General features: G+C 38.3%; 17 protein-coding genes. 6 read left to right on the forward strand and 11 right to left on the reverse strand.

The window, feature by feature from the left end; translation table 11 throughout:
- The 6 genes from EM808_RS02145 to EM808_RS02170 all read right to left on the reverse strand — a co-directional run bounded on the left by EM808_RS02145 (position 1) and on the right by EM808_RS02170 (position 6,295).
- Entirely contained in the window at positions 1-798 is a 798-nt protein-coding gene (locus tag EM808_RS02145) for an ABC transporter ATP-binding protein (RefSeq protein WP_127735145.1), read from the reverse strand.
- Between the two features lie 113 nt (positions 799-911).
- Positions 912-1,178, reverse strand: a complete 267-nt coding sequence (locus EM808_RS02150; RefSeq protein WP_127735148.1) for a phosphocarrier protein HPr — start codon at positions 1,176-1,178, stop codon at positions 912-914.
- Positions 1,179-1,323: 145 nt separating this feature from the next.
- Positions 1,324-1,668, reverse strand: a complete 345-nt coding sequence (locus EM808_RS02155; RefSeq protein ID WP_127735151.1) for a PTS sugar transporter subunit IIB — start codon at positions 1,666-1,668, stop codon at positions 1,324-1,326.
- Between the two features lie 26 nt (positions 1,669-1,694).
- Entirely contained in the window at positions 1,695-3,626 is a 1,932-nt protein-coding gene (locus EM808_RS02160; protein WP_127735154.1) for a BglG family transcription antiterminator, read from the reverse strand.
- Positions 3,627-3,849: 223 nt separating this feature from the next.
- Entirely contained in the window at positions 3,850-4,566 is a 717-nt protein-coding gene (locus EM808_RS02165) for a gamma-glutamyl-gamma-aminobutyrate hydrolase family protein (protein ID WP_127735157.1), read from the reverse strand.
- Between the two features lie 172 nt (positions 4,567-4,738).
- Complete coding sequence (locus EM808_RS02170) at positions 4,739-6,295, reverse strand: bifunctional metallophosphatase/5'-nucleotidase (RefSeq protein WP_127735160.1); 1,557 nt, start codon at positions 6,293-6,295, stop codon at positions 4,739-4,741.
- Positions 6,296-6,631: 336 nt separating this feature from the next.
- Between EM808_RS02170 and EM808_RS02175 the strand changes: the two genes are divergently transcribed.
- The 5 genes from EM808_RS02175 (at position 6,632) to EM808_RS02195 (ending at position 11,262) form a co-directional block, all read left to right on the forward strand.
- Positions 6,632-7,561: a phosphate/phosphite/phosphonate ABC transporter substrate-binding protein gene (locus EM808_RS02175; RefSeq protein ID WP_127735162.1), complete on the forward strand. Its 930-nt coding sequence runs from the start codon at positions 6,632-6,634 to the stop codon at positions 7,559-7,561.
- A gap of 238 nt (positions 7,562-7,799) precedes the next feature.
- Positions 7,800-8,570 (forward strand): phosphonate ABC transporter ATP-binding protein, encoded by a 771-nt coding sequence (gene phnC / locus EM808_RS02180; RefSeq protein ID WP_127735164.1) that lies wholly within the window; start codon positions 7,800-7,802, stop codon positions 8,568-8,570.
- Positions 8,571-8,587: 17 nt separating this feature from the next.
- Entirely contained in the window at positions 8,588-9,385 is a 798-nt protein-coding gene (gene phnE / locus EM808_RS02185; protein WP_127736666.1) for a phosphonate ABC transporter, permease protein PhnE, read from the forward strand.
- On the forward strand, positions 9,382-10,185 hold the full coding sequence (gene phnE, locus EM808_RS02190) for a phosphonate ABC transporter, permease protein PhnE (protein WP_127735167.1): 804 nt from the start codon (positions 9,382-9,384) through the stop codon (positions 10,183-10,185). The genes phnE (EM808_RS02185) and phnE (EM808_RS02190) overlap by 4 nt, the downstream gene beginning before the upstream one ends.
- 117 nt (positions 10,186-10,302) lie before the next feature.
- A complete protein-coding gene (locus tag EM808_RS02195; RefSeq protein ID WP_127735170.1) occupies positions 10,303-11,262 on the forward strand; it encodes a D-2-hydroxyacid dehydrogenase in 960 nt (319 codons plus the stop codon).
- 43 nt (positions 11,263-11,305) lie between these two features.
- Here the strand turns inward: EM808_RS02195 and EM808_RS02200 are convergent, their stop codons facing one another.
- The 4 genes from EM808_RS02200 to EM808_RS02215 all read right to left on the reverse strand — a co-directional run bounded on the left by EM808_RS02200 (position 11,306) and on the right by EM808_RS02215 (position 15,522).
- Positions 11,306-12,157 carry a metal ABC transporter permease gene (locus EM808_RS02200; protein WP_127735173.1) on the reverse strand — a complete coding sequence of 284 codons (852 nt, stop codon included), beginning with the start codon at positions 12,155-12,157 and terminating at the stop codon, positions 11,306-11,308.
- The gene (locus EM808_RS02205) at positions 12,103-12,810 is read right to left on the reverse strand and encodes a metal ABC transporter ATP-binding protein (RefSeq protein ID WP_127735176.1); all 708 of its coding nucleotides are present in this window, start codon (positions 12,808-12,810) and stop codon (positions 12,103-12,105) included. The genes EM808_RS02200 and EM808_RS02205 overlap by 55 nt, the downstream gene beginning before the upstream one ends.
- A gap of 116 nt (positions 12,811-12,926) precedes the next feature.
- The gene (locus EM808_RS02210; protein WP_127735179.1) at positions 12,927-13,868 is read right to left on the reverse strand and encodes a metal ABC transporter substrate-binding protein; all 942 of its coding nucleotides are present in this window, start codon (positions 13,866-13,868) and stop codon (positions 12,927-12,929) included.
- Positions 13,869-14,217: 349 nt separating this feature from the next.
- Positions 14,218-15,522 carry a coiled-coil domain-containing protein gene (locus EM808_RS02215; RefSeq protein ID WP_127735182.1) on the reverse strand — a complete coding sequence of 435 codons (1,305 nt, stop codon included), beginning with the start codon at positions 15,520-15,522 and terminating at the stop codon, positions 14,218-14,220.
- A 439-nt stretch (positions 15,523-15,961) separates the two neighbouring features.
- Between EM808_RS02215 and EM808_RS02220 the strand changes: the two genes are divergently transcribed.
- Positions 15,962-17,083, forward strand: a complete 1,122-nt coding sequence (locus EM808_RS02220; protein WP_127735184.1) for an NAD(P)/FAD-dependent oxidoreductase — start codon at positions 15,962-15,964, stop codon at positions 17,081-17,083.
- Between the two features lie 34 nt (positions 17,084-17,117).
- Here EM808_RS02220 and EM808_RS02225 read toward each other — a convergent pair whose 3' ends face one another.
- A complete protein-coding gene (locus EM808_RS02225; protein WP_127735187.1) occupies positions 17,118-20,111 on the reverse strand; it encodes an SH3 domain-containing protein in 2,994 nt (997 codons plus the stop codon).
- Positions 20,112-20,133 lie beyond the last annotated feature (22 nt).

Genomic DNA, 20,133 nt, shown 5'->3' on the forward strand with positions numbered 1-20,133 from the left:
TTATCTTAATGTTTCTTGCTGAGCTTGTTTAGCTAAAAGCGGTCGTCCATTGCTCCAAATTACCTCTACCGGGAACGAGAAATATTCTGTTAAACAATGGCTTGTCAAGATATCTTCTGTTTTTCCCTTGGCAAAAACCTCACCATCTCTTAACAACAACGCAGACGAAAATACTGGAAGGATTTCCTCCATATGATGTGTCACATAAATAATGGTTGGACAATTCTCCATTTGGGCCAGCTGCTGAATGGTCTCAAGCAATTGCTCTCTCGCTAAAAAGTCCAGTCCTGTTGCCGGTTCATCAAGTATAACTAGCTCTGGATTGAGCATTAAAGCTCTCGCTATTAACACCCGCTGCTTTTCTCCTTGTGACAAGCTGGAATATTGTCTGTCTGCATAGGAATAACAGCCAAGCTGCTTCATTAGATTGATCGCTTTTTCCCTCATTGCATCTGTCGGTGTTTCATATAAACCAATGCTTGCAAACGCACCGCTCAAAATAATTTCATACGCGCTGTCTGCTACATAGAGATTTTGCTGAAGTCTGCTTGAAACTAGGCCAATTTTTTTCCTTAACGATGCACCAAGCTCCGCCTTGCCAAATTCCTTGTCAAGTACGGTCAATTTTCCTACTGTTGGATGATAATAGGCACAAATCATATTAAGCAATGCGGTTTTTCCCGCCCCGTTCAAGCCATATAAAACCCAATGCTCGCCCTTATTAATCTCCCAATCAATTTCCTTTAGTATCCATTTCCCGTTTCTTTTCAGCCCAATACCTTTTGCCTTTACAACCATTCGCTTTTTCCTCCCCCATCTATTTTACAGGAAACTCCGAATATTTAGATAATAAAACATTTAAAATTAAAAACCCCCTTTTATAGAAGGGGGTTTTTATGTATTTGCTGCGATTAGCCTACTAGGCCTTCTTTTTTAAGAACTGCTTCTAAACCGTCAACAGCTTCTGTTTCGTCCTCACCAGTTGCAGAAATAGTGATTTCTCCACCTTTTGGTACACCAAGTGACATAACGCCCATGATGGATTTCAAGTTTACAGATTTGCCTTTATAAGCAATTTGCATGTCTGATTTGAATTTGCTTGCTGTGCTTACTAATAATGTAGCCGGTCTAGCATGTATTCCAGTTTCATCAATAATAGTAAAAGTTTTTTCGCTCATGGTAAAATACCTCCAAATAAAATATGTGTTACCTTTCTATTTTAGCTGATTTTCATAGTGAATACTAACTTTTTTTCTTTTCTTTTCCGTTCTTCTCCTATCTTTTGATAAAGATTGAAAACTATTCATGGATTTTACTTCTTCTTTATTGTTTACTTGTGTCAGAAGTCATTCCATTTTTATCTTTATCTGAAACCAGTTTCAGAGCAAGCTCTAATACTTCCTTTGCATTAAATGTTCCATAATCAACTGTGTTAATGATCGATACAGGAACTCCCTTTTTACTTGCCGCATTTGTTACATCACGCAGCAAAAAACGGACCTGCGGACCAAGTAATATGACATCTGCCTTGTCCATATGATGATGAATCGCTTCAGCGGGTATGGCCCAAATTGTACAATTAATCGAATTGCTTTCAGCGTATTTTTTCATTTTGCGCACTAACAGGCTTGTAGACATCCCGACTGCACAGCATAGAAGTATTCTCATAATATCCTCCCCATTAGCCATCATTCTTATGAAGGAAAAACGGACTTAAATTCTGAAAAGCTCTTGCATTTTAACAAATGCTGAATGATAGTCGGGCTGTCAAGAACATCCCCAAGCACGTCATACAATTCTTGAAAATCACCAGTACTGTTCTTTTGCACACTCAACAGACAGATAAATTGAACATGTTTTCCTCCCCAGTCAATCGGCTTTTGCAATGTACAAAATGCCCAGAAGGTTTTGTCCGTCTGTGGTGTGTTGGGGTGTGGAATGGCAACCATATTTCCAAAGCATGTTGGTGAAACCTTTTCCCGCTCTCTTACATGATCCATGAAGCTATTATTAATCAAGTCAAGACTCAAAAGCTCTGCTTCAAGAAAAGCAAAGATTTCCTCCTTCGTGTCAAACGGTTTTTGTAAGAAAACCAATTCTTCTCGGATAGAGGAATATGCGCTCGTTTTAGCCTTTTTTGAATATAAGGCGCCATTAATTTTTGCAAAATCCCTGTCACCAAGAATTGTATTTACTTCAATGACAGGAACCGGGATATCTTCTTTTATCGGGATTGTACTAATGATAAGATCAACTTCACTAAAATTGATTTCCTTCACTTTATAAAGCTCTGTCGTTCCAATCATCTCTAATTCTGAACTGTATTGGGATTTCAATTTATAATACAGAAGGTTAGCGCTGCCAACTCCTGAAGCACAAACAATCATACAGCGCTTCTTCTTGCTGCTGACTTTTTTCCTTTCCATTGCCGCTCCGAAATGAAGCGCTAGGAAGGCAATTTCATTTTCATGAATGTCATACCCCAATTCCTTCTTAATAACACCAGCTGAAACAACACCTGCTTCAAACGGAATCGGATAGTTTGATTTTATGTCATCAAGCAATGGATTCCTTAAGTTCATTTTATAGCGAAATCTGTTAATGGCCGGCTTTAAATGCAAGGATAAGCCTGTGAAAAGTTCTTTATCCTGTTCTATTTGGAGGTTCATCTTATGTTCAACCTCTTTTAGAATATTTGCCGTTAAGCTCAGAATTCGTTCGTCAATGAAATCAAGCACTTCCCCATCTGTCAAAGCATGGTGACTCATCAGCTTTGTGCCAAGCAAATGGATGGCAATATAAGCAACCTCCGTTTCAGGGAATTCAACATGTAATGTATTTTCAATTTTTCCCACAATTTTTTTGGAGACTGCATATTCCTTTTCGACCGTAATTTCATTTGTCTCTTTTGGAATGGCAGAAATATAATTCCCTTCACGTATACGCTTACAAGCAATCACAATATGAACAACGAGATTATTCAAGCTTATATCTGACAACGTAATCGCAGCAATTCTGATTTGTTCAAGGATAATCGTTCGAATTGCCGTCAATTCTTCATTTAACAAGAGTGTTGCCGGATCATAGGTAAGCTCCGTTTGGTCAAGTTTCCTATTAAATAAATACTCTGACATACAAAAACGGAGGTTCACTTCCTCCCCTTTTAGCCTCATTCCTGAGTTCCCTGTCTTCTCGACCTTTAAATCATAGCTTTTGAGAAGCTCCTTCACTTCTTTTAAGTCATTCTGAATGGTTGACTTGCTTATGAATAGTTCATCCGCTAAATCTTCCAGCTTTAAATTTTTATCTGTAAGCAGAAGACGATTAATGATGTAATGGACTCGTCCACCCTTAAGTGTCGGAATGATTTCGTCTTTTCCTTCCTGGAAGCTGTCCTTAAGAAATTTTCGAAAAAGCTGATCGCTTTCGATAATTAATTGGTATCCCTGGCCTCTGACAGACTTAATTTTTGCTCCGTTAACAGCAAGTAATGACTCAAGCTCCTTCATATCATTTCGTACAGTTCTTGATGTAACATGAAGCACTTTTGCTAATTGTTCACTTGTTATGAGATCTTCGGCAGCCATAAGCTGTTTTAATAAGTTTCCTGTGCGGTTTTCTAACATTTCTTTCACCCCAGTTTATTCTTTTCAATCGCTGTGGGTTTACAACCTTTTCAATATATAAAAACTTCAGGTGCTTTCCTGAAACAAAAAAAATAGCATAAATTCCTACTACTATACATACTAGCACTTTTTGATTATGTTCACTATAAAAACAAGAAATTTACTTCCTCTTTATAAAAAAATAGGGCTGGCCCTTAACCTGCCCTAATCACTTAAAATTCGTTTATTTTGCTGCCGCAACAAACTGAGCAAAAATCTCGTTCATTCTTTCATAAGTTGCAGCCATGGACTCTGGATGCCACTGAATTCCGAGTAAAAACGCTGGATAGCTTTTATGCTCAACAGCTTCAATAATGCCGTCAGAGCTTTTTGCAACAGCATTCAGCTCCTCTGCCAGCCCGTCAATTGCCTGATGATGAAGGCTGTTGACTCTTTCTTTCTCTACACCTAATATTTCATAAAGCCGGCTGTTTTTATCAATTGTTGCCCAATGTGTATCCCTGCTTCTGTCCACTGTTTGGGTATGCTGAATACTGTCACGAACTTGGCTTGGAATATCCTGAAACAAGGTTCCGCCTAAAGCAACATTCAATATTTGCACACCTCGGCAAATAGCTAAAATGGGTTTTTGTTTCTCCATGGCAACCTTTAAAATAGCTAATTCTACAGTATCCCGAAGTGGAATAGTGCTGCCTAATTTTTGATGTGGATCTTGTCCATAAAACTGCGGATCGACATCCTCTCCGCCACTTAACAGAATCGCATCACAATGGTCCACCATATCCTCTGCCAGCTCCTCGCTTACATAAGGCAAAATTATCGGAAGCCCTCCATTTGCATGTATTGCCTTTTGATAATCGTGATGAACATATGTACCATCCATGAATTTATTATGAAATACATATGCACCTGTTATCCCTATTACAGGTCTAGTTGACAATGCTCCTCATCCCTTCCCCACTTAAACAAAATATTTTTTTAATATTAAGACTATATTAGCGAAAAAGGAATGTCAATAAAGTTAACAAGGCATTTTAACCATAGATAAAGGAGCATCGCTTGTAAATGCTCCTTTTAATGTGTTTTTATTTATTTAATGAATATTTCCCGTTTTACCAGATGACTTTCCAGTTATTATCACACGTCGCCGTAACTGTTTTTCTTTCCAAAATATAATTGGCGATAAGCTCTGACATATCAAACTGGATTTCCCGCAGTACAGGTTTATTTTGATACATGAAGTAATTACCGCCGCCGCCAGCTCGATAATTGTTCATGACAACTTCAAACTGTTCGTCTTCTTTCATGTCACTTCCTTCATATTGAAGTTTTGTGACTCTATTGCCAACTGGTTTAGAAATGTCCAGCACATAGTCGATCCCTTCCCACATGTCATAATTATAATGCTGTGGTTTTGGATATAAATAGGATTTATTTACAGTTGGATTACCGTTTTCATCGACTTCAAAGTATTTCGCACTTTGCTCTAATGCATCCTTAATATCCTTTCCGGATATGGAAAGAACCTTCAATGTATTTGGATAAATATAATTGGAGACAATATCTCTCATTGTGACATTCGGCTTGAATCCAGGTGAATCGTTGTTAAACAATGCCGTATTGGCAATTTTCACTCCTGCAGCCTCCATTTGGACTTTATTAATGAATTCTATTAACGGACTGTCTGACAAGCGTGTTTCCATCGGATCACATACGGTCATATCACCATCAATAAAGCCAATAGGTGTGTCGAGCCAATGCTGTGTACTCTGTTCATATTCAAGAGCAAGACTTAATATATCTGCATCTGCTGTTACGCCTTCTGTTGATAGAAGCTCCGCTTCTTTGCTTGTTAATTCTCCATTATTAAATGTTAAGGTTACTTTCCCGACAAGCTGGCCGTTGTTGCTTGCTTGGATGATTTCTACTCCATTGATATTTCCAATTAATGTTCTGTGCTGATGTCCTGTAAGGAGAACGTCCATGTTGTCTATTTGTTCACACATGCTGTACCCTTGATTTTCTCCTGTGAGTGCTTCTGTAGGCTCACCTGTATCAATATCTCTTTCAAACCCACCATGATAGGAAACTACTATACATTGAGGCTGTTCTTCTGCTTTTATCCTTTCAACCCAATATTTCGTCGCTTCAAGTGCATCGCAGAAGGCAAGTCCGCTTATATTGCTTGGATTTTCCCAATTAGGTATGTAATGTGTTGTAATACCTAGGATTGCTATTTTAATTTCCCCAATTTTTTTGATTATGTATGGCTTACCTAAAAACGGCTCATTTGTATCTTCCTTTACAATGTTTGCACAGAGCCATGGAAACGCTGATTCATTAACTGCTTTTTGAAGAATATTAAGTCCATAATTAAATTCATGGTTGCCAATTACCGCCCCATCATACTGAAGCGTATTTAATAGTTGGATCATCGGATTGTTTTTGTCTGCCAATGATTGAACATAATGATAAGTTAAAGGTGTTCCTTGTATTAAATCGCCATTGTCAATAACAATTGTATGCTCATTTTTTGAACGTTCTTCTGCCAAGATGGTCGCCACTTTTCCGAGACCAACATTTGCCGGCTGATTATTGCCATAAAGAAGAGGATAAATATTCCCATGTACATCGCTAGTAAATAATATCGTTACATTTGTATCTGTCAAATTACTCCACTCCTATACCTTTGTTCGTACTCACTTGCATGCTTTATTATAGTAGAAGCGCTTCATTTTTTCTTTCTTTTTTTCAGAAAATGAAGCTGTTAAAAAACTAGTGAGATATTTCACAATAATTTTTTCTGGAAAATATTAAACATTTGTCCAATCACGGTTCTCTAAAAAACGCCGTCCCTACTAGTTTTATACTAATTATCGGAATATTTCAATATATTGTATTTACAAAAAAATAATAATTTTTTTATACAAAATTTTCACTATTTTACAATTTTATATGCTATATTTTTACATGTAATAACACATAACATCTTTCGGAGGTAAAATATGTTCAAAAAACTTGCAACATTCGGTCTATCTTTGTCGTTAGCAGCAGGTGTTCTTGCTGGCTGTGGATCATCAGCAGATGAAACTAGCTCTGATGCATCAAAGGGATATGAACCAAAAGAATTAACCGTTCAATTTGTTCCTTCTCAAAGCGCTGCTACACTTGAAGCAAAAGCAAAACCACTTGAAGAGTTATTATCTGATGAATTAGGCATTCCAGTGAAAGTAAGTGTTTCTACTAACTACAACACAATCATTGAAGCAATGGCTTCTAAACAAGTTGATGTTGGCTTCTTGCCACCTACAGCTTATGTATTAGCGAAAGAAAAAGGTGCTGCTGATGTTATTCTTCAAGCACAGCGTAAAGGTGTTAATGATGATGGTTCTGAGAAAGATGAATTAGTAGATTTCTATAAATCTATTTTCGTAGTGAAAAAGGATTCTGGCATCGATTCAGTTGCTGATCTTAAAGGCAAAAAAATCGCATTCCAAGATGTTACTTCTTCTGCTGGTTACGTATGGCCTGCGGCTACATTAATGGATAATGATCTTGACCCAATTAAAGATGTACAAGGTACTACAGTAAAAGGCCATGACCAAGCAATCATCTCTCTACTGAATGGTGATGTTGATGCTGCAGCTGTTTTCCAAGATGCTCGTAATATCGTTAAAGCAGATTACCCTACTGTGTTTGAAGATACAAAAGTCGTATCCTTCACAGAAGAAATTCCTAACGATACAGTATCCGTACGCTCTGACATGACTGACGAATGGAAAAAGAAATTGCAGGATGCATTCATTGCAATCGGAAAAAGCGATGAAGGTCATGAAATTATAAGAGATATTTACACACATGAAGGATATGTTGTTTCTGATGACAGCAACTTTGATGTTGTGCGTGAATATGCAGAGAAAGTGAAGACTGAATAGTATCTTTATTATGACAAAAGTGGATGAATTTCTGAATGTTAAGAGTTTTTTTACATAATGTGATTCAGCTCTTTTGATTACTATTAATCTATTCACCCAACCATCTAGTAAAAGTACTAGGTGGTTGGACTTATTTTCTCTACTAAGCAACAGAGTTATTAAATTCAGTTGTTTAGTAGAGAAAAGAAGCTTGTTGTTTAGGTTCTTTTTCTAAAATTAAGAGAAAGTTGGTAGGCAATTGATACAGTTTAAAAATGTTACGAAAATTTATCCGAATGGCACAAAGGGTTTGAATAACATTAACATCACCATTGAAAAAGGTGAATTCGTTGTAATTGTAGGGCTTTCTGGTGCCGGAAAATCAACATTCCTCCGTTCCATAAATCGTCTCCATGAAATTTCAGAGGGTGAGATTTTAATAGACGGTAATTCGATTACAGCAGCAAAGGGCTCTGGCCTTCGGAAAATCCGCCGTGATATCGGTATGATCTTCCAAAGCTTTAATCTAGTTAAACGCTCTACTGTAATAAAAAATGTATTATCTGGTCGTGTTGGCTATCATAATACGTTTCGGACAATTCTTGGACTTTTTCCTAAGGAAGATGTGGAACTTTCCTTAACCGCCTTAAACAGGGTGAATATTTTAGAAAAGGCCTATTCTCGTGCGGACGAGCTTTCAGGCGGTCAGCAGCAGCGTGTATCAATCGCTCGTGCATTGGCACAGGAAGCCCAAGTTATACTAGCAGATGAGCCTGTCGCTTCCCTCGATCCATTAACTACAAAGCAGGTTATGGATGACTTAAAGCGTATTAATGAAGAAGATGGCATCACTACAGTCGTCAACCTTCACTTCATTGATCTTGCTCGTGAATATGCTACAAGAATTATTGGGTTGAGAGCAGGTGAAGTAGTCTTTGATGGTCCTGTAGAAGCGGCAACAGACGAAGTGTTTGCGGAAATTTACGGCAGACCAATTAAAAAAGACGAGCTATTAGGTGAGCCAGTATGAGCATAAATGAACCGAACATTAATGATCCGAAAATAAACGTAAGGAATGCACCTAAACCGCCTGCCAAAACAAAAATGATTTTCACTATTCTTTTAGTAGTGGCTTTGCTGTGGTGGAGCTCCTTTAAAACAGAATCCTCTATTGCTGATTTAACAATTGGATTCCCGAATATGTTTGATTTACTTGTGCAAATGTGGCCGCCAAACTGGCATTACTTTGAGGTTATTTTAGAGCCACTGCTTGAAACGATCCGTATGGCTGTTATTGGTACTACATTTGGGGCGATAATTGCTGTTCCACTCGCATTGCTGTGTGCAAGCAATATTATTCGCACACCGTGGATTGTTTATCCGTTCCGGTTTATCCTTAACTTAATCCGGACAATTCCTGACTTGCTTCTTGCAAGTATATTTGTTGCTATTTTCGGTCTTGGTTCCCTTCCTGGGATTATTGCACTATCCATTTTCTCAATTGGTTTAGTTGCAAAGCTGTTATATGAAGCAATTGAATCCATTGATCCAGGTCCCCTTGAAGCAATGACAGCAGTTGGTGCCAACAAAGTGCAATGGGTGTTCTTTGGGGTTATCCCTCAAGTAACTGCTCATTTTACTTCCTATGTATTATATACATTTGAGGTAAATGTCCGCGCTGCAGCCATTCTTGGATTGGTCGGAGCTGGGGGAATCGGGGAATATTATGATAAAACGCTCGGATTCCTTGAATACGATAAGACTGCTTCTATCATCATTCTGACATTGGCTGTTGTATTAGTGATTGATTATATTAGCACGAAATTACGGGAGAAATTATTATGAGCCAATTATCAACGAAAGTAAATAAACCGAAGAAAAAATTTGCGTTTAGAACAATCATTGTTGTTTTGCTGGCACTGCTGTATATTTGGGCTTTTTCCGGTATGCCTATAAATGATATTAAAGAAACTGCAGGACAAATTTCCAAAGCAATATTCTCAGGCATTTTCCATCCTGATTGGGACTATGTGTATTTGCCAGACGGCGAGGATTTAATACGCGGGCTTCTGGATACATTGGCAATTGCAATTCTCGGAACATTCATCTCTGGTATTCTCTGTATTCCCTTCGCCTTCTGGGCTGCAAATAATATGAGTAAAGGCAAGACAATTACATCTACAGGAAAGTTTATGTTAAGCTTTATCCGCACATTTCCTGAGATCGTCATGGCTATCCTGTTTATTAAGGCAGTTGGACCTGGCTCCTTTGCAGGTGTACTTGCACTAGGGCTTCACTCGATTGGAATGCTTGGAAAGCTGTTTTCAGAGGAAATCGAAAGCTTAGATATGGGGCCAACTGAGGCTTTAACTGCAACTGGCGCAAACCGTCTCCAAGTATTATGGTTCGCTGTACTGCCTCAAGTATTGCCAGGTTTCCTGTCATATACCCTATATCGTTTTGAAATTAATATCCGGGCTGCTGCTATACTCGGTGTTATTGGGGCAGGTGGTATTGGTACTCCGTTAATTTTCGCCTTAAGCTCAAGGGATTGGGACAGGGTCGGTATTATATTGCTAGGAATTATTGTGATGGTTACCATTATTGATGCTATTTCTGGCTTTTTACGCAGAAGAATCATTTAACTTATTAACCAGCAGACCATAAAGGTTCTGCTGGTTTTTCTTTCAATCTTCAATGATGCTAAATTTTCAGTATATTGTTAGAATAGGTTATATCACTAATTAAAGGAGTGTTACTAGATGAATAAAAGCAAATTGCTTATCACCCGTCCATTAGAGGATCACTTGTTAGAACAAATTCGAGAAGTTGCCCAAGATTGGGATGTAGTCATCACAGATGAAGCAGAGCAATGGAAGCATCACGCTAAGGACACAGATGTAATTCTTGGCTGGAGAAAGTTTTTTGACGATAACTTGGATTCTCTTAACAGCTTGAAGTGGATTCAAACATGGAGTGCTGGTGTTAACACACTTCCTTTAAAGGAATTAGCAAATAATAATGTTCGTGTAACTAGTGCAAACGGGGTTCATAGCTATCCCATTTCTGAAACTATTTTCGCGCTTATGCTATCACTAACCCGTAATATTCATACATATATTAAAAATCAAGTAAAGAAAAAATGGGACGGCGAAGACATCAAACTCGAAATGCACGGTAAAACAGTCGGTGTTATTGGCGTCGGCGCAATCGGCAAAGAAACAGCAAAGATTGCAAAAGCATTTGGAATGAAGGTAATCGGTATCCGTCACTCAGGCAAGCCAGAAGACCATGTAGATGAAATGTACACAACGGATAAGCTTGATGACATTCTTCCTGAATGTGACTATGTTGTTATCACCCTTCCCCTTACAGAGGAAACGAATCAGCTATTTAAGCGAGAGCAATTCCAAAAAATGAAGGATAGCGCCTTCCTAATTAATATTGGAAGAGGCGAAATCATTAAAGAAGCTGACCTAGTAGCTGCCCTTTCTGCAGGAGAAATACTAGGTGCTGGCTTGGATGTATTTGAGAAGGAGCCGTTGGACGAATCGAGCCCTTTATGGGAAATGGACAATTGTATCATAACACCACATACTTCTGGATCAACAGAGCATTATGACAAACGAGTAGTGGAGGAAATCTTCCTCCCAAATTTCAAAAAGTTTATAGAAGGACAAAAATTAGATATTAACCTAGTAGATTATCATAAAGGCTATTAAGCATAGGAAAAGGAGCTTTCTGTACAGAAAGCTCCTTTTCTTATCAGCCAAGGTTTCTACGATATTCTTTTTGTTTATGGTATCTCATGAAGTGCAGGGTAATCTTCTGAATAAGGAATCCGATTGCCAATAGGATAACAAGCAGCAATGTGATTGTTGCTCCTGGCGGTGTTCCTAATTGGTAGGAAGAAAACAGTCCTGTAAAGATACTGAAAACAGCGATCAGAATGGCAACAATAAAGACCATCTTGAATCCCTTTGCAAGCTTAATCGCAAATGCAGCTGGGAGAACCAATAATGCAGAAACTAATAATACACCGATTGTGGGAATAATTACTGATATAGCAATACCTGTCAATAGGCTGAATGCTATGGATAACAGATTCGTGTTCACACCACTTGCTGTCGCTGTATCCTGATCAAATGTCATTAAATACATCGATCTTTTAAAGATAAGGAAGAATAACAATATAATGACAGTGACTACAGCCAAAACAATCACTTGCTGCTGGCTAATTGTGATGATGCTTCCGAACAAATATTGATCCATACTTGTTGACATTCCCCCGCTTGAAACACTCATTAAAAATAGCGCAAACGATAATCCTGCCGCCATTAAAATAGCGATGGAAACCTCTGAATAGGAATGATAGGCACGACGCATATATTCAATTCCAAGTGCCCCAATCATAACAACAAGCATACTCGAAAATGTTAAGTTAGTATGAAAGAAATAGCCGAGAGCGACACCAGCCAAAGAGATATGGGATAGAGTATCTGCCATTAGGGCTTGTCTTCTTAAAACAAGGAATACACCAATTATCGGTGCAATGATGGCAATTAATCCGCCTGCCCAAAATGCTCTTTGCATGAATTCAAGGTCAAACATCTCCATCCACCCTTCTCTCCCTTCTCTATATGAATAATTTTGTCTAAATAGCTTTCTACTTCATCTTGGTCATGTGTTACCATGACAACCGTTCTGTTATGGGAATTAACCTGATGCCTCATAAACTCATAAAAACCCTTGCGGCTTTCTGCATCCATGCCTGTCGTCGGCTCATCCATCACTAACAAATCCGGCTCTGATGCAAGAACTCTGGCAATAATGATCTTTTGCTTTTGTCCGCCAGATAAGTCGCCTACTTTTTTCTTGCGGTATTCCCACATTCCGACCATTTCTAATGCGACTTGGACAGCTTTATGATCATGCTCTTCTAACCGCTTATACCATTTCTTCTTTTGATATCTGCCTGAACGCACAAGCTCTAATACAGTGCTTGGGAAACCAACATTAAAGGACGAAATTTGTTGTGGAACATAACCGACTGTCATCTTCCTTCCTTGGCTGTTCTGCTTGCTTAACACTACGTTTCCGGACCAAGGTTTTAACAAACCAAGTATCAGCTTAAGAAGCGTCGATTTGCTTGCACCGTTCGGTCCTGTTATTCCGACAAACTCGCCACTTTCCAAATCGAAGGAAACATCCTCTAATGAAGGAAGGTGCTCATATCCGAATGTCAAATTTCTTATTGACGCAAGTATCATTTACTACTCTCCCCTTTCCTTTTTAAGTATTTATTTATAAGAATTCTCGCTTACTCCACATAGAAAGCGTATGTGAGCAAATCCATCACATACGCTTTTATGATTATAGCATATCCTTATTCAAAAAAGGATTTTTTAAGCTGTGTCAAATTTTCTTCCATAACCGTAATATAATCTTCACCAGCTTTTTGCTGTTCATCACTTAGGCCTTCTAATGCATTTAATACCTCTGTGTCTGCACCAAGCTCATTTGCGAGTGTTTCAGCCACTTTGCTTGAGGTAAGCTCTTCAAAATAAATCACATTAATTTCATGTTCTTCCGCGAACTTTTTCAGCTCTGCCAATTTAGCGGCACTTGGCTCTTCATCAGGTGACAACCCTGCTATCGGCACTTGCACAAGTCCATATTCCTTCGCTAAATAAGAAAATGCTGTATGCTGTGTAATAAATTCATTGGATGTAATTCCTTTTAGCTCTGTTTTATATTCTTCATCAAGTGCTTTTAATTTTTCAATATACTTGCTGCTCTCTGTTTCATAATATTCTTTATTGTCTGGGTCTACCTTTACAAGTGCATCTGTAATTGTTTGCACTTCCTGCTGTGCTAGCACTGGACTTAACCAAACATGAGGATCTGCGTGATGGCTGTGCTCATGCTCATGCTCTTCTTCTGACTCTTCCGCTTCTTCATCTTCTTCTATTAGCTTAATACCTTTACTTGCCTCCACTACAGCAACATCGCTACTGTCAATGCTTGCTGTTATATCAGAAACCCATGTTTCCATATCAGCACTGTTATAGACAAATAAATCCGCTTTTTGAATATTGCCGATATCCTTAGGTGTTGGCTCCCAATCATGTGGTTCAATCGTTGATGGTATTAATAGCTCTACATCAGCCTTATCACCAGCAATGTTCTTTGTGAACTCATACATTGGATAAAAGGTGGTCATAATCTTCAGCTTGCCATCATCTTCTTTTTCACTTGTATCATTGCTGCACGCCGCTAATATAAGGACAATCATAGAAACTAACAGCAAACCATATCGCTTCTTCATTAATATCTGCTCCTTCTTTCAATCTAGCTTTCATTTATCCCTTTATTTCGTATTGATTACGATTTATAGAAAACAATGAATTTATGATTTTTATCATTATATAATTATTTTCAAATCAGAACGATTACGATTATTGATTTTAAACTATTTGAGACAATAAATCAATAGTTTTTCAGTAATCTTACTGTTAATTATGTTGGAACAGGTCTTCTATCATCATTTCCAGAATAAAAAAACTTTAAACAGCATGTATATCTTTTTTTATTTTGGGTATAAATATAATAAGAATAAAAAGCATTACCCAAGTGACACTTCTCACTTGAATAATGCTTTTATCATGCAATTCCTATTACAGACGAACTACTCTTCCGTTAAATACACCTTTCCAGTAGCCGCTTGTCATTGATACAACAGCAACACCTGTTGAGCTTTGAGAACCGATGAATTTTCCGCCACCAACGTAAATTCCAACATGACCGTCTTTTTTGTAAGTATCAAAGAATACTAGATCTCCAGGTTGAATATCGCTAAAGGAAACTTGTTTACCGTAATTTTTCAATCCATCTGTACTTGCTGGAATGCTGTATCCAGCTTGAGAATAAGCCCAGCTTACGAAACCAGAGCAGTCAAACAATCCGTTTGCTACATCAGAAGCAGTTCTTCCGCCTCCGAATTTATATGTTGAATTCCCGATATATTTATAACCAGCTGTGATTGCAGCAGATTTTCCACCTGTAGCTTTTTGTTGACTTGAGCTGCTTGATTTAACAGCAGAAGTGCTTTTCTTTACAGATGAACTTGAGCTTGATTTTTTACTAGAATCATTCGAAGAAGCAGATTCAGAGTTTGAGTTAGAAGTTGCTTGAGTAGTTGTGCTAATCAAGTTGTTTAAGTTTTCTTCTTTTTTCTCTTTAATCTGTTTCTTAATTTCTTCTTCTTTAGCAGCTAGTGAGCTGTCTTCTTTTTCAAGCTTTGCTTTTGCTGCTTCATTCTCTTGTTGTTTTGCTACTAAGTCTGTTTTTGCTTTTTCATTTTCAGCTTGTTTGTCAAGATTTTGCTTTTGCATTTCTTTCAAATCCAATTGCATATCTGTTAAGCTAGAAAGCTTGTCTTCTACTGAAGTTTGCTTTGTCTCTAAGTCTTTTTTATCTGCTTCGTTGCTTTCAATCAAATCCTTGTCCGCTTCCATGATTGTAGCAACAGCTCCTACACGGTCAACAAACTCCTTAAAGCTTGCAGCTCCTAGTAATACATCAATATAATCAACGCTTCCACCGTTCTCTTGGAATGTGCGTGCACGTTCTTTTAAAATTTCATTACGTTGTTCAATTCTATCTTGCAAATCTTTAATTTCTTTTTTCAAAGAAGCAATTTCTTCTTTAGTAGTTTTGATGTCTTCTTCTGTTTGTTTAATTTGCTTTTTATTTTCTTCTACTGCTTTATCAACACGGTTGATTTGTGCGTTTAGGTCAGCTAGTTTTTCTTGAGCTTCAATTATTTTATATTCAGCATCTGAAATTTTATCTTGTATATCAGTACGCTGGCTTGAAATAGAAGCAGACGTTTCAGCATTTGCATTGATTGCTGGGATGCTAAAGCTGCCAAGTCCAAGCAATAGTGTTGTGTTTAAAATAACTAATTTCTTTTTTAACATTTCATTTTCCCCCTGCAATTTTCTAATGTACGTTCTATTTATATGTCTATTAATTTATGTAGTTAGTTTTGGGGATTTCCCCAACATTATACCAGAATACATGAATTGTTATCAGCCATGTTTTAGCTTTCGACGAAACTTGTTAACTTTCGTCAACAATTAGTAGTATAGCATCACATTTTGTCATTTAAGTAATAGGAATGTTACAGTTATGTTTCAATTTTATTCTAAACTAGCAATATTGATGAAATTTTGACATATTCTCTAATTTCTTGTCATGGGCAATTTATCCATGATTGAATTCAATCCTAGCAAAAGCATACAATAAGAGTAAGCTTTTTAATGGACAGTATGCAAGCTATATAGGATTATGTCACATAATTGTAATACACTAAGCTGTTAATAGGCATCTTAATTAGTATAAAGGGCAGGGAAAATCATGAAAAACATAAGTATTATAGGCGCTGGTATAATAGGTGCGTCTATCGGTTTTGAGCTTGCAAAAAACGGAGCTCGTGTCACAATTGTAGATAGAGAGGATTTTGGTCAAGCTACTAAAGCTGCTGCGGGTATAATATGTCCGTGGACTTCTCAGCGCAGAAACAAGCGCTGGTACAAGCTTGCAATGGAAGGTGCAAAACATTATCCCAGCTTGATTACAGAGCTAAAGGACTTAGGGGAAATGGACACAGGCTATGATAAAGTCGGCGCGATAAGTCCTCATGATAATCCAGAGAAGTTAGAAGCTATGGTAAAAAGAACTTTGAAACGAAAGGATGAGGCACCTGAGATTGGAGATGTCACCATTCTTTCAGAGCAGGATTCAAAAGCCTTGTTTCCACCACTTGCAGATGGATACCAATCTGTCCACGTTAGCGGTGCTGCTAGGGTAGATGGCTGGGCTTTGCGAAATTCGCTCCTTTCTGCTGCCAAAAAGCTTGGTGCAGTAGTTCTCCAAGAAGATTGCAGTTTAATGCTTAAGAACAGCTCTGTTATCGGCATTGAAACAAAGCACCAAAAAATCCATGCAGATGAGGTCATTATTACTGCTGGTGTTTGGGCGAACGAATTGCTTCGTCCACTTCAGATGACTATTAATCTAAGCTTTCAAAAAGGACAGATTATTCATCTGCAAATGCCAGGCATAAACAGTGACCTATGGCCAGTTGTCATGCCGCCACATGATCAATACATTCTTTCTTTAACCGGAAATAGAATCGTAATTGGAGCTACACATGAAAATGATGAAGTGCTTGACTATAGACTGACAATGGCTGGCATGAAAGAAATTATGGATAAAGCACTTAAATTCGCCCCAGGTTTGCATAACAGCACATTTATTGAAGCAAAAGTCGGCTTTCGACCATTCACTGCAGATTTCCTTCCTATATTCGGAAGATTGCCGGGACATAAAAACGTCATTTTCGCAAACGGCCTTGGCGCCTCTGGTTTAACAATGGGTCCTTTTCTCGGTCAACAGCTTGCCAAACTCGCTTTAGATAATGAACCTGACATTCATCTGGCCGATTACGCCCTTGACGAATTTATCTCCAGTAAATAAAAAAAAATGCTGATCCGCATGGATCAGCATTTTTTTATTTATATTTAGGAATTTCTAGTTTTAGTATATAAGAGTCTAATAGGCTGTATAAATTATAAATTTGAGTCACCTGCTTGGACGCCCAGCCGATATCCGTCGCATACTGATGCGTTGCTTTACCTGTGCTTTCTGCTGCGCCTGGATTCCATCTCATCTTATAAAGTGTATCTTGTCCAGCGTTAATATAACCTTGCGCAATAAACTTTGCACCGCCAATGATTGCAGCTTCTGGAGTAAACCATCCTGCATTATAGGCGTATTGTGCGCCACTGGAAATAGCACTGCCATCATATGCGCCAATTCCATACATATTATAGACTGTTTTGCCATTTACAGTTACACCTTTTGCTAACGTTGACGTGCCATTACCAGTTTCAAGTAATGCATGGGAAATCAAATAAACCTCATTAATGCCATACGCATTTGCTGCCGTAATAAAGGATGAAGCTTTACCAGAAAGTATGCCTTTACCTGCTAATATGCGTTCATTCACTTCCGTATCATTAATATCTGCTTTTGCTGACAGCTTTAGAAACTGCATAGATTGTACAGTAGTGTTTATAAAATTATCTGGATTTAAATAGTAAGTAGTATCTTCCTTGCTTGCATTAACCCAAGATTGGGTGCTATTTACTTTATACCAGTAGTAGCCGTCAGATCCCTTCACTTTTGAAGTTATCGTCAGCACCTGCCCGTTTTGAACAGAATTAACGACACTGTATTCAGTACCTGCACCGCCTCTTAATCTCCAACCACTGCCTATTATAGTTCCTTTTGTTTGGTCGGAGGATTTAAATGCTACTGCATCCTCTCTTATATAAACATCATAAGCCTTGTCTGTTTGTGGGTTTGCACCCATTTGAATAGTAGCCATTTCATCTAATGTCATATCGTAATTGACATATGTTTTAACTGTTTCACCTTTGCTGACACCTGGCGTTTCTGCTTGTTTAGTAGTCAAATAAGCACTGCTGACATAGCCCTCCTGCCCATTAGCAGTAACCTTTGCCCAGCCATTTTCTTCTGAATAAACAGTTACCGCTGTTCCAGCTGCTAATTTTGCAACAATTCCAGCTGAAGAAGATGGTGATTTGCGCATATTCAAGCTTGAGCCTTGATCTACATTTACATATTTCAGTGTACCCTCTGTGCTGCCAGCATTGTCTTCACCTGGATTTGCATTTTCATTAGAATCGGGATTTTCGCTGTCATCCAAGCTGCTTGAAGTTAAATAACTACTGCTCACATAGCCTGTCTTACCGCTTGCCGTAATTTTTGTCCAGCCATTGGATTCAGAAATCACAGTAACTGCAGTACCTCTAGCCAGCTTCGTAACAACACTGCCGCTTGTGCTTGCACTAGACCTCATATTCAATGTTGAGTTTTTATCTACATTTACATATTTCGTTACTGTTGGTGTTTCTTTTACCGGATCCTTCGGTGCATCCGTACTGCCGCTTTGTGTGCCTGGTGCAGTAGTTGTTAAATAGCTTGTACTTACATAGCCTGTTTTACCGCTTACTGTAATTTTTGCCCAGCCATTTGATTCAGATGTTACCGTTACCTTTGTTCCGCTTGACAGCTTTGTGACAACACTGCCGCTTGTGCTTGCACTAGACCTCATATTCAATGTTGAGTTTTTATCTACATTTACATATTTCGTTACTGTTGGTGTTTCTTTTACCGGATCCTTCGGTGCATCCGTACTGCCGCTTTGTGTGTTTGGGGCAGTAGTTGTTAAATAGCTTGTACTTACATAGCCTGTTTTACCGCTCACTGTAATTTTTGCCCAGCCATTGGATTCAGATGTTACCGTAACCTTTGTGCCTCTTGACAGCTTTGTGACAACACTGCCGCTTGTGCTTGCACTAGACCTCATATTTAATGTTGAGTTTTTATCTACATTTACATATTTCGTTACTGTTGGTGTTTCTTTTACCGGATCCTTCGGCGCATTCGTACTGCCGCTTTGTGTGCTTGGTGCAGTAGTTGTTAAATAGCTTGTGCTGACATAGCCTGTTTTACCGCTCACTGTAATTTTTGCCCAGCCGTTTGATTCAGATGTTACGGTTACCTTTGTGCCTCTTGACAGCTTTGTGACAACACTGCCGCTTGTGCTTGCACTTGCTCTCATGTTTAATGTCGAGCTTTTATCAACATTTACATATTTGGTTGTTGTTTTCGCCACAGTGCCTGAACTGCTGTTCGAGTTTGTTTTATCTGTAACAGAATTGGTGGATTTTGTTTTTGATAAGTATTTTGTCGCTACATAGCCTTCTTTTCCATATACCTTTATCTTCGTCCAGCCATTCGAATCACTGTATGCTGTTACCTCAACACCTTTTGCAAGCTTCACGATAACAGAGCCGCTGTTCGATGGTTTATTCCGCATATTAAGGCTTGAACCTTGATCAACATTGACATACATTGTCTCTGTTTTTGTTTCTTTCGTGCTTACCTTTGTTGCAGTGTCTGCCTTTGGTGTGCTTTCCTTCACTGTTGTTACGCTATCAGATAAATATTTAGAAGCTACATATCCTTGCTTTCCGTTCACCTTTATTTTAGACCAGCCATTTGAATCAGATAATACCTCTACTTTTGTGTTCGCAGCTATCTTTGTCACAACGGAAGAGGAAGTATTTGGAGATGTTCTCACATTTAAGGTTGAATTGCTATCAATGGAAACATATTTAACGTATGTATTTGTTTTTTCTGTAAGATAATCTGAGCTGACATAACCAGTTTTTCCATCGACTGTTATCTTTGCCCAACCGTTGCTTTCAGACAAAACAGTCACTTCTTTTCCTTTTTTTAAGGTGGTGACAACTCCAGCTTTTGATGATGCGCTTTTTCTCACATTAAGAGAGGAGTTACTTTCAACATTGACATATTTCACAACAGCAGCATTAGAAGCTGCCTGAGCTTCTTGAATAAGAACAGGTGCTGATAACGCTGCGAAAAATACTCCAGGAACAATGACTTTTTTCATTCCTACGACCTCCTTTTTACTG

Source organism: Niallia taxi (assembly GCF_004005475.1).
GTDB lineage: Bacteria > Bacillota > Bacilli > Bacillales > Cytobacillaceae > Niallia > Niallia taxi.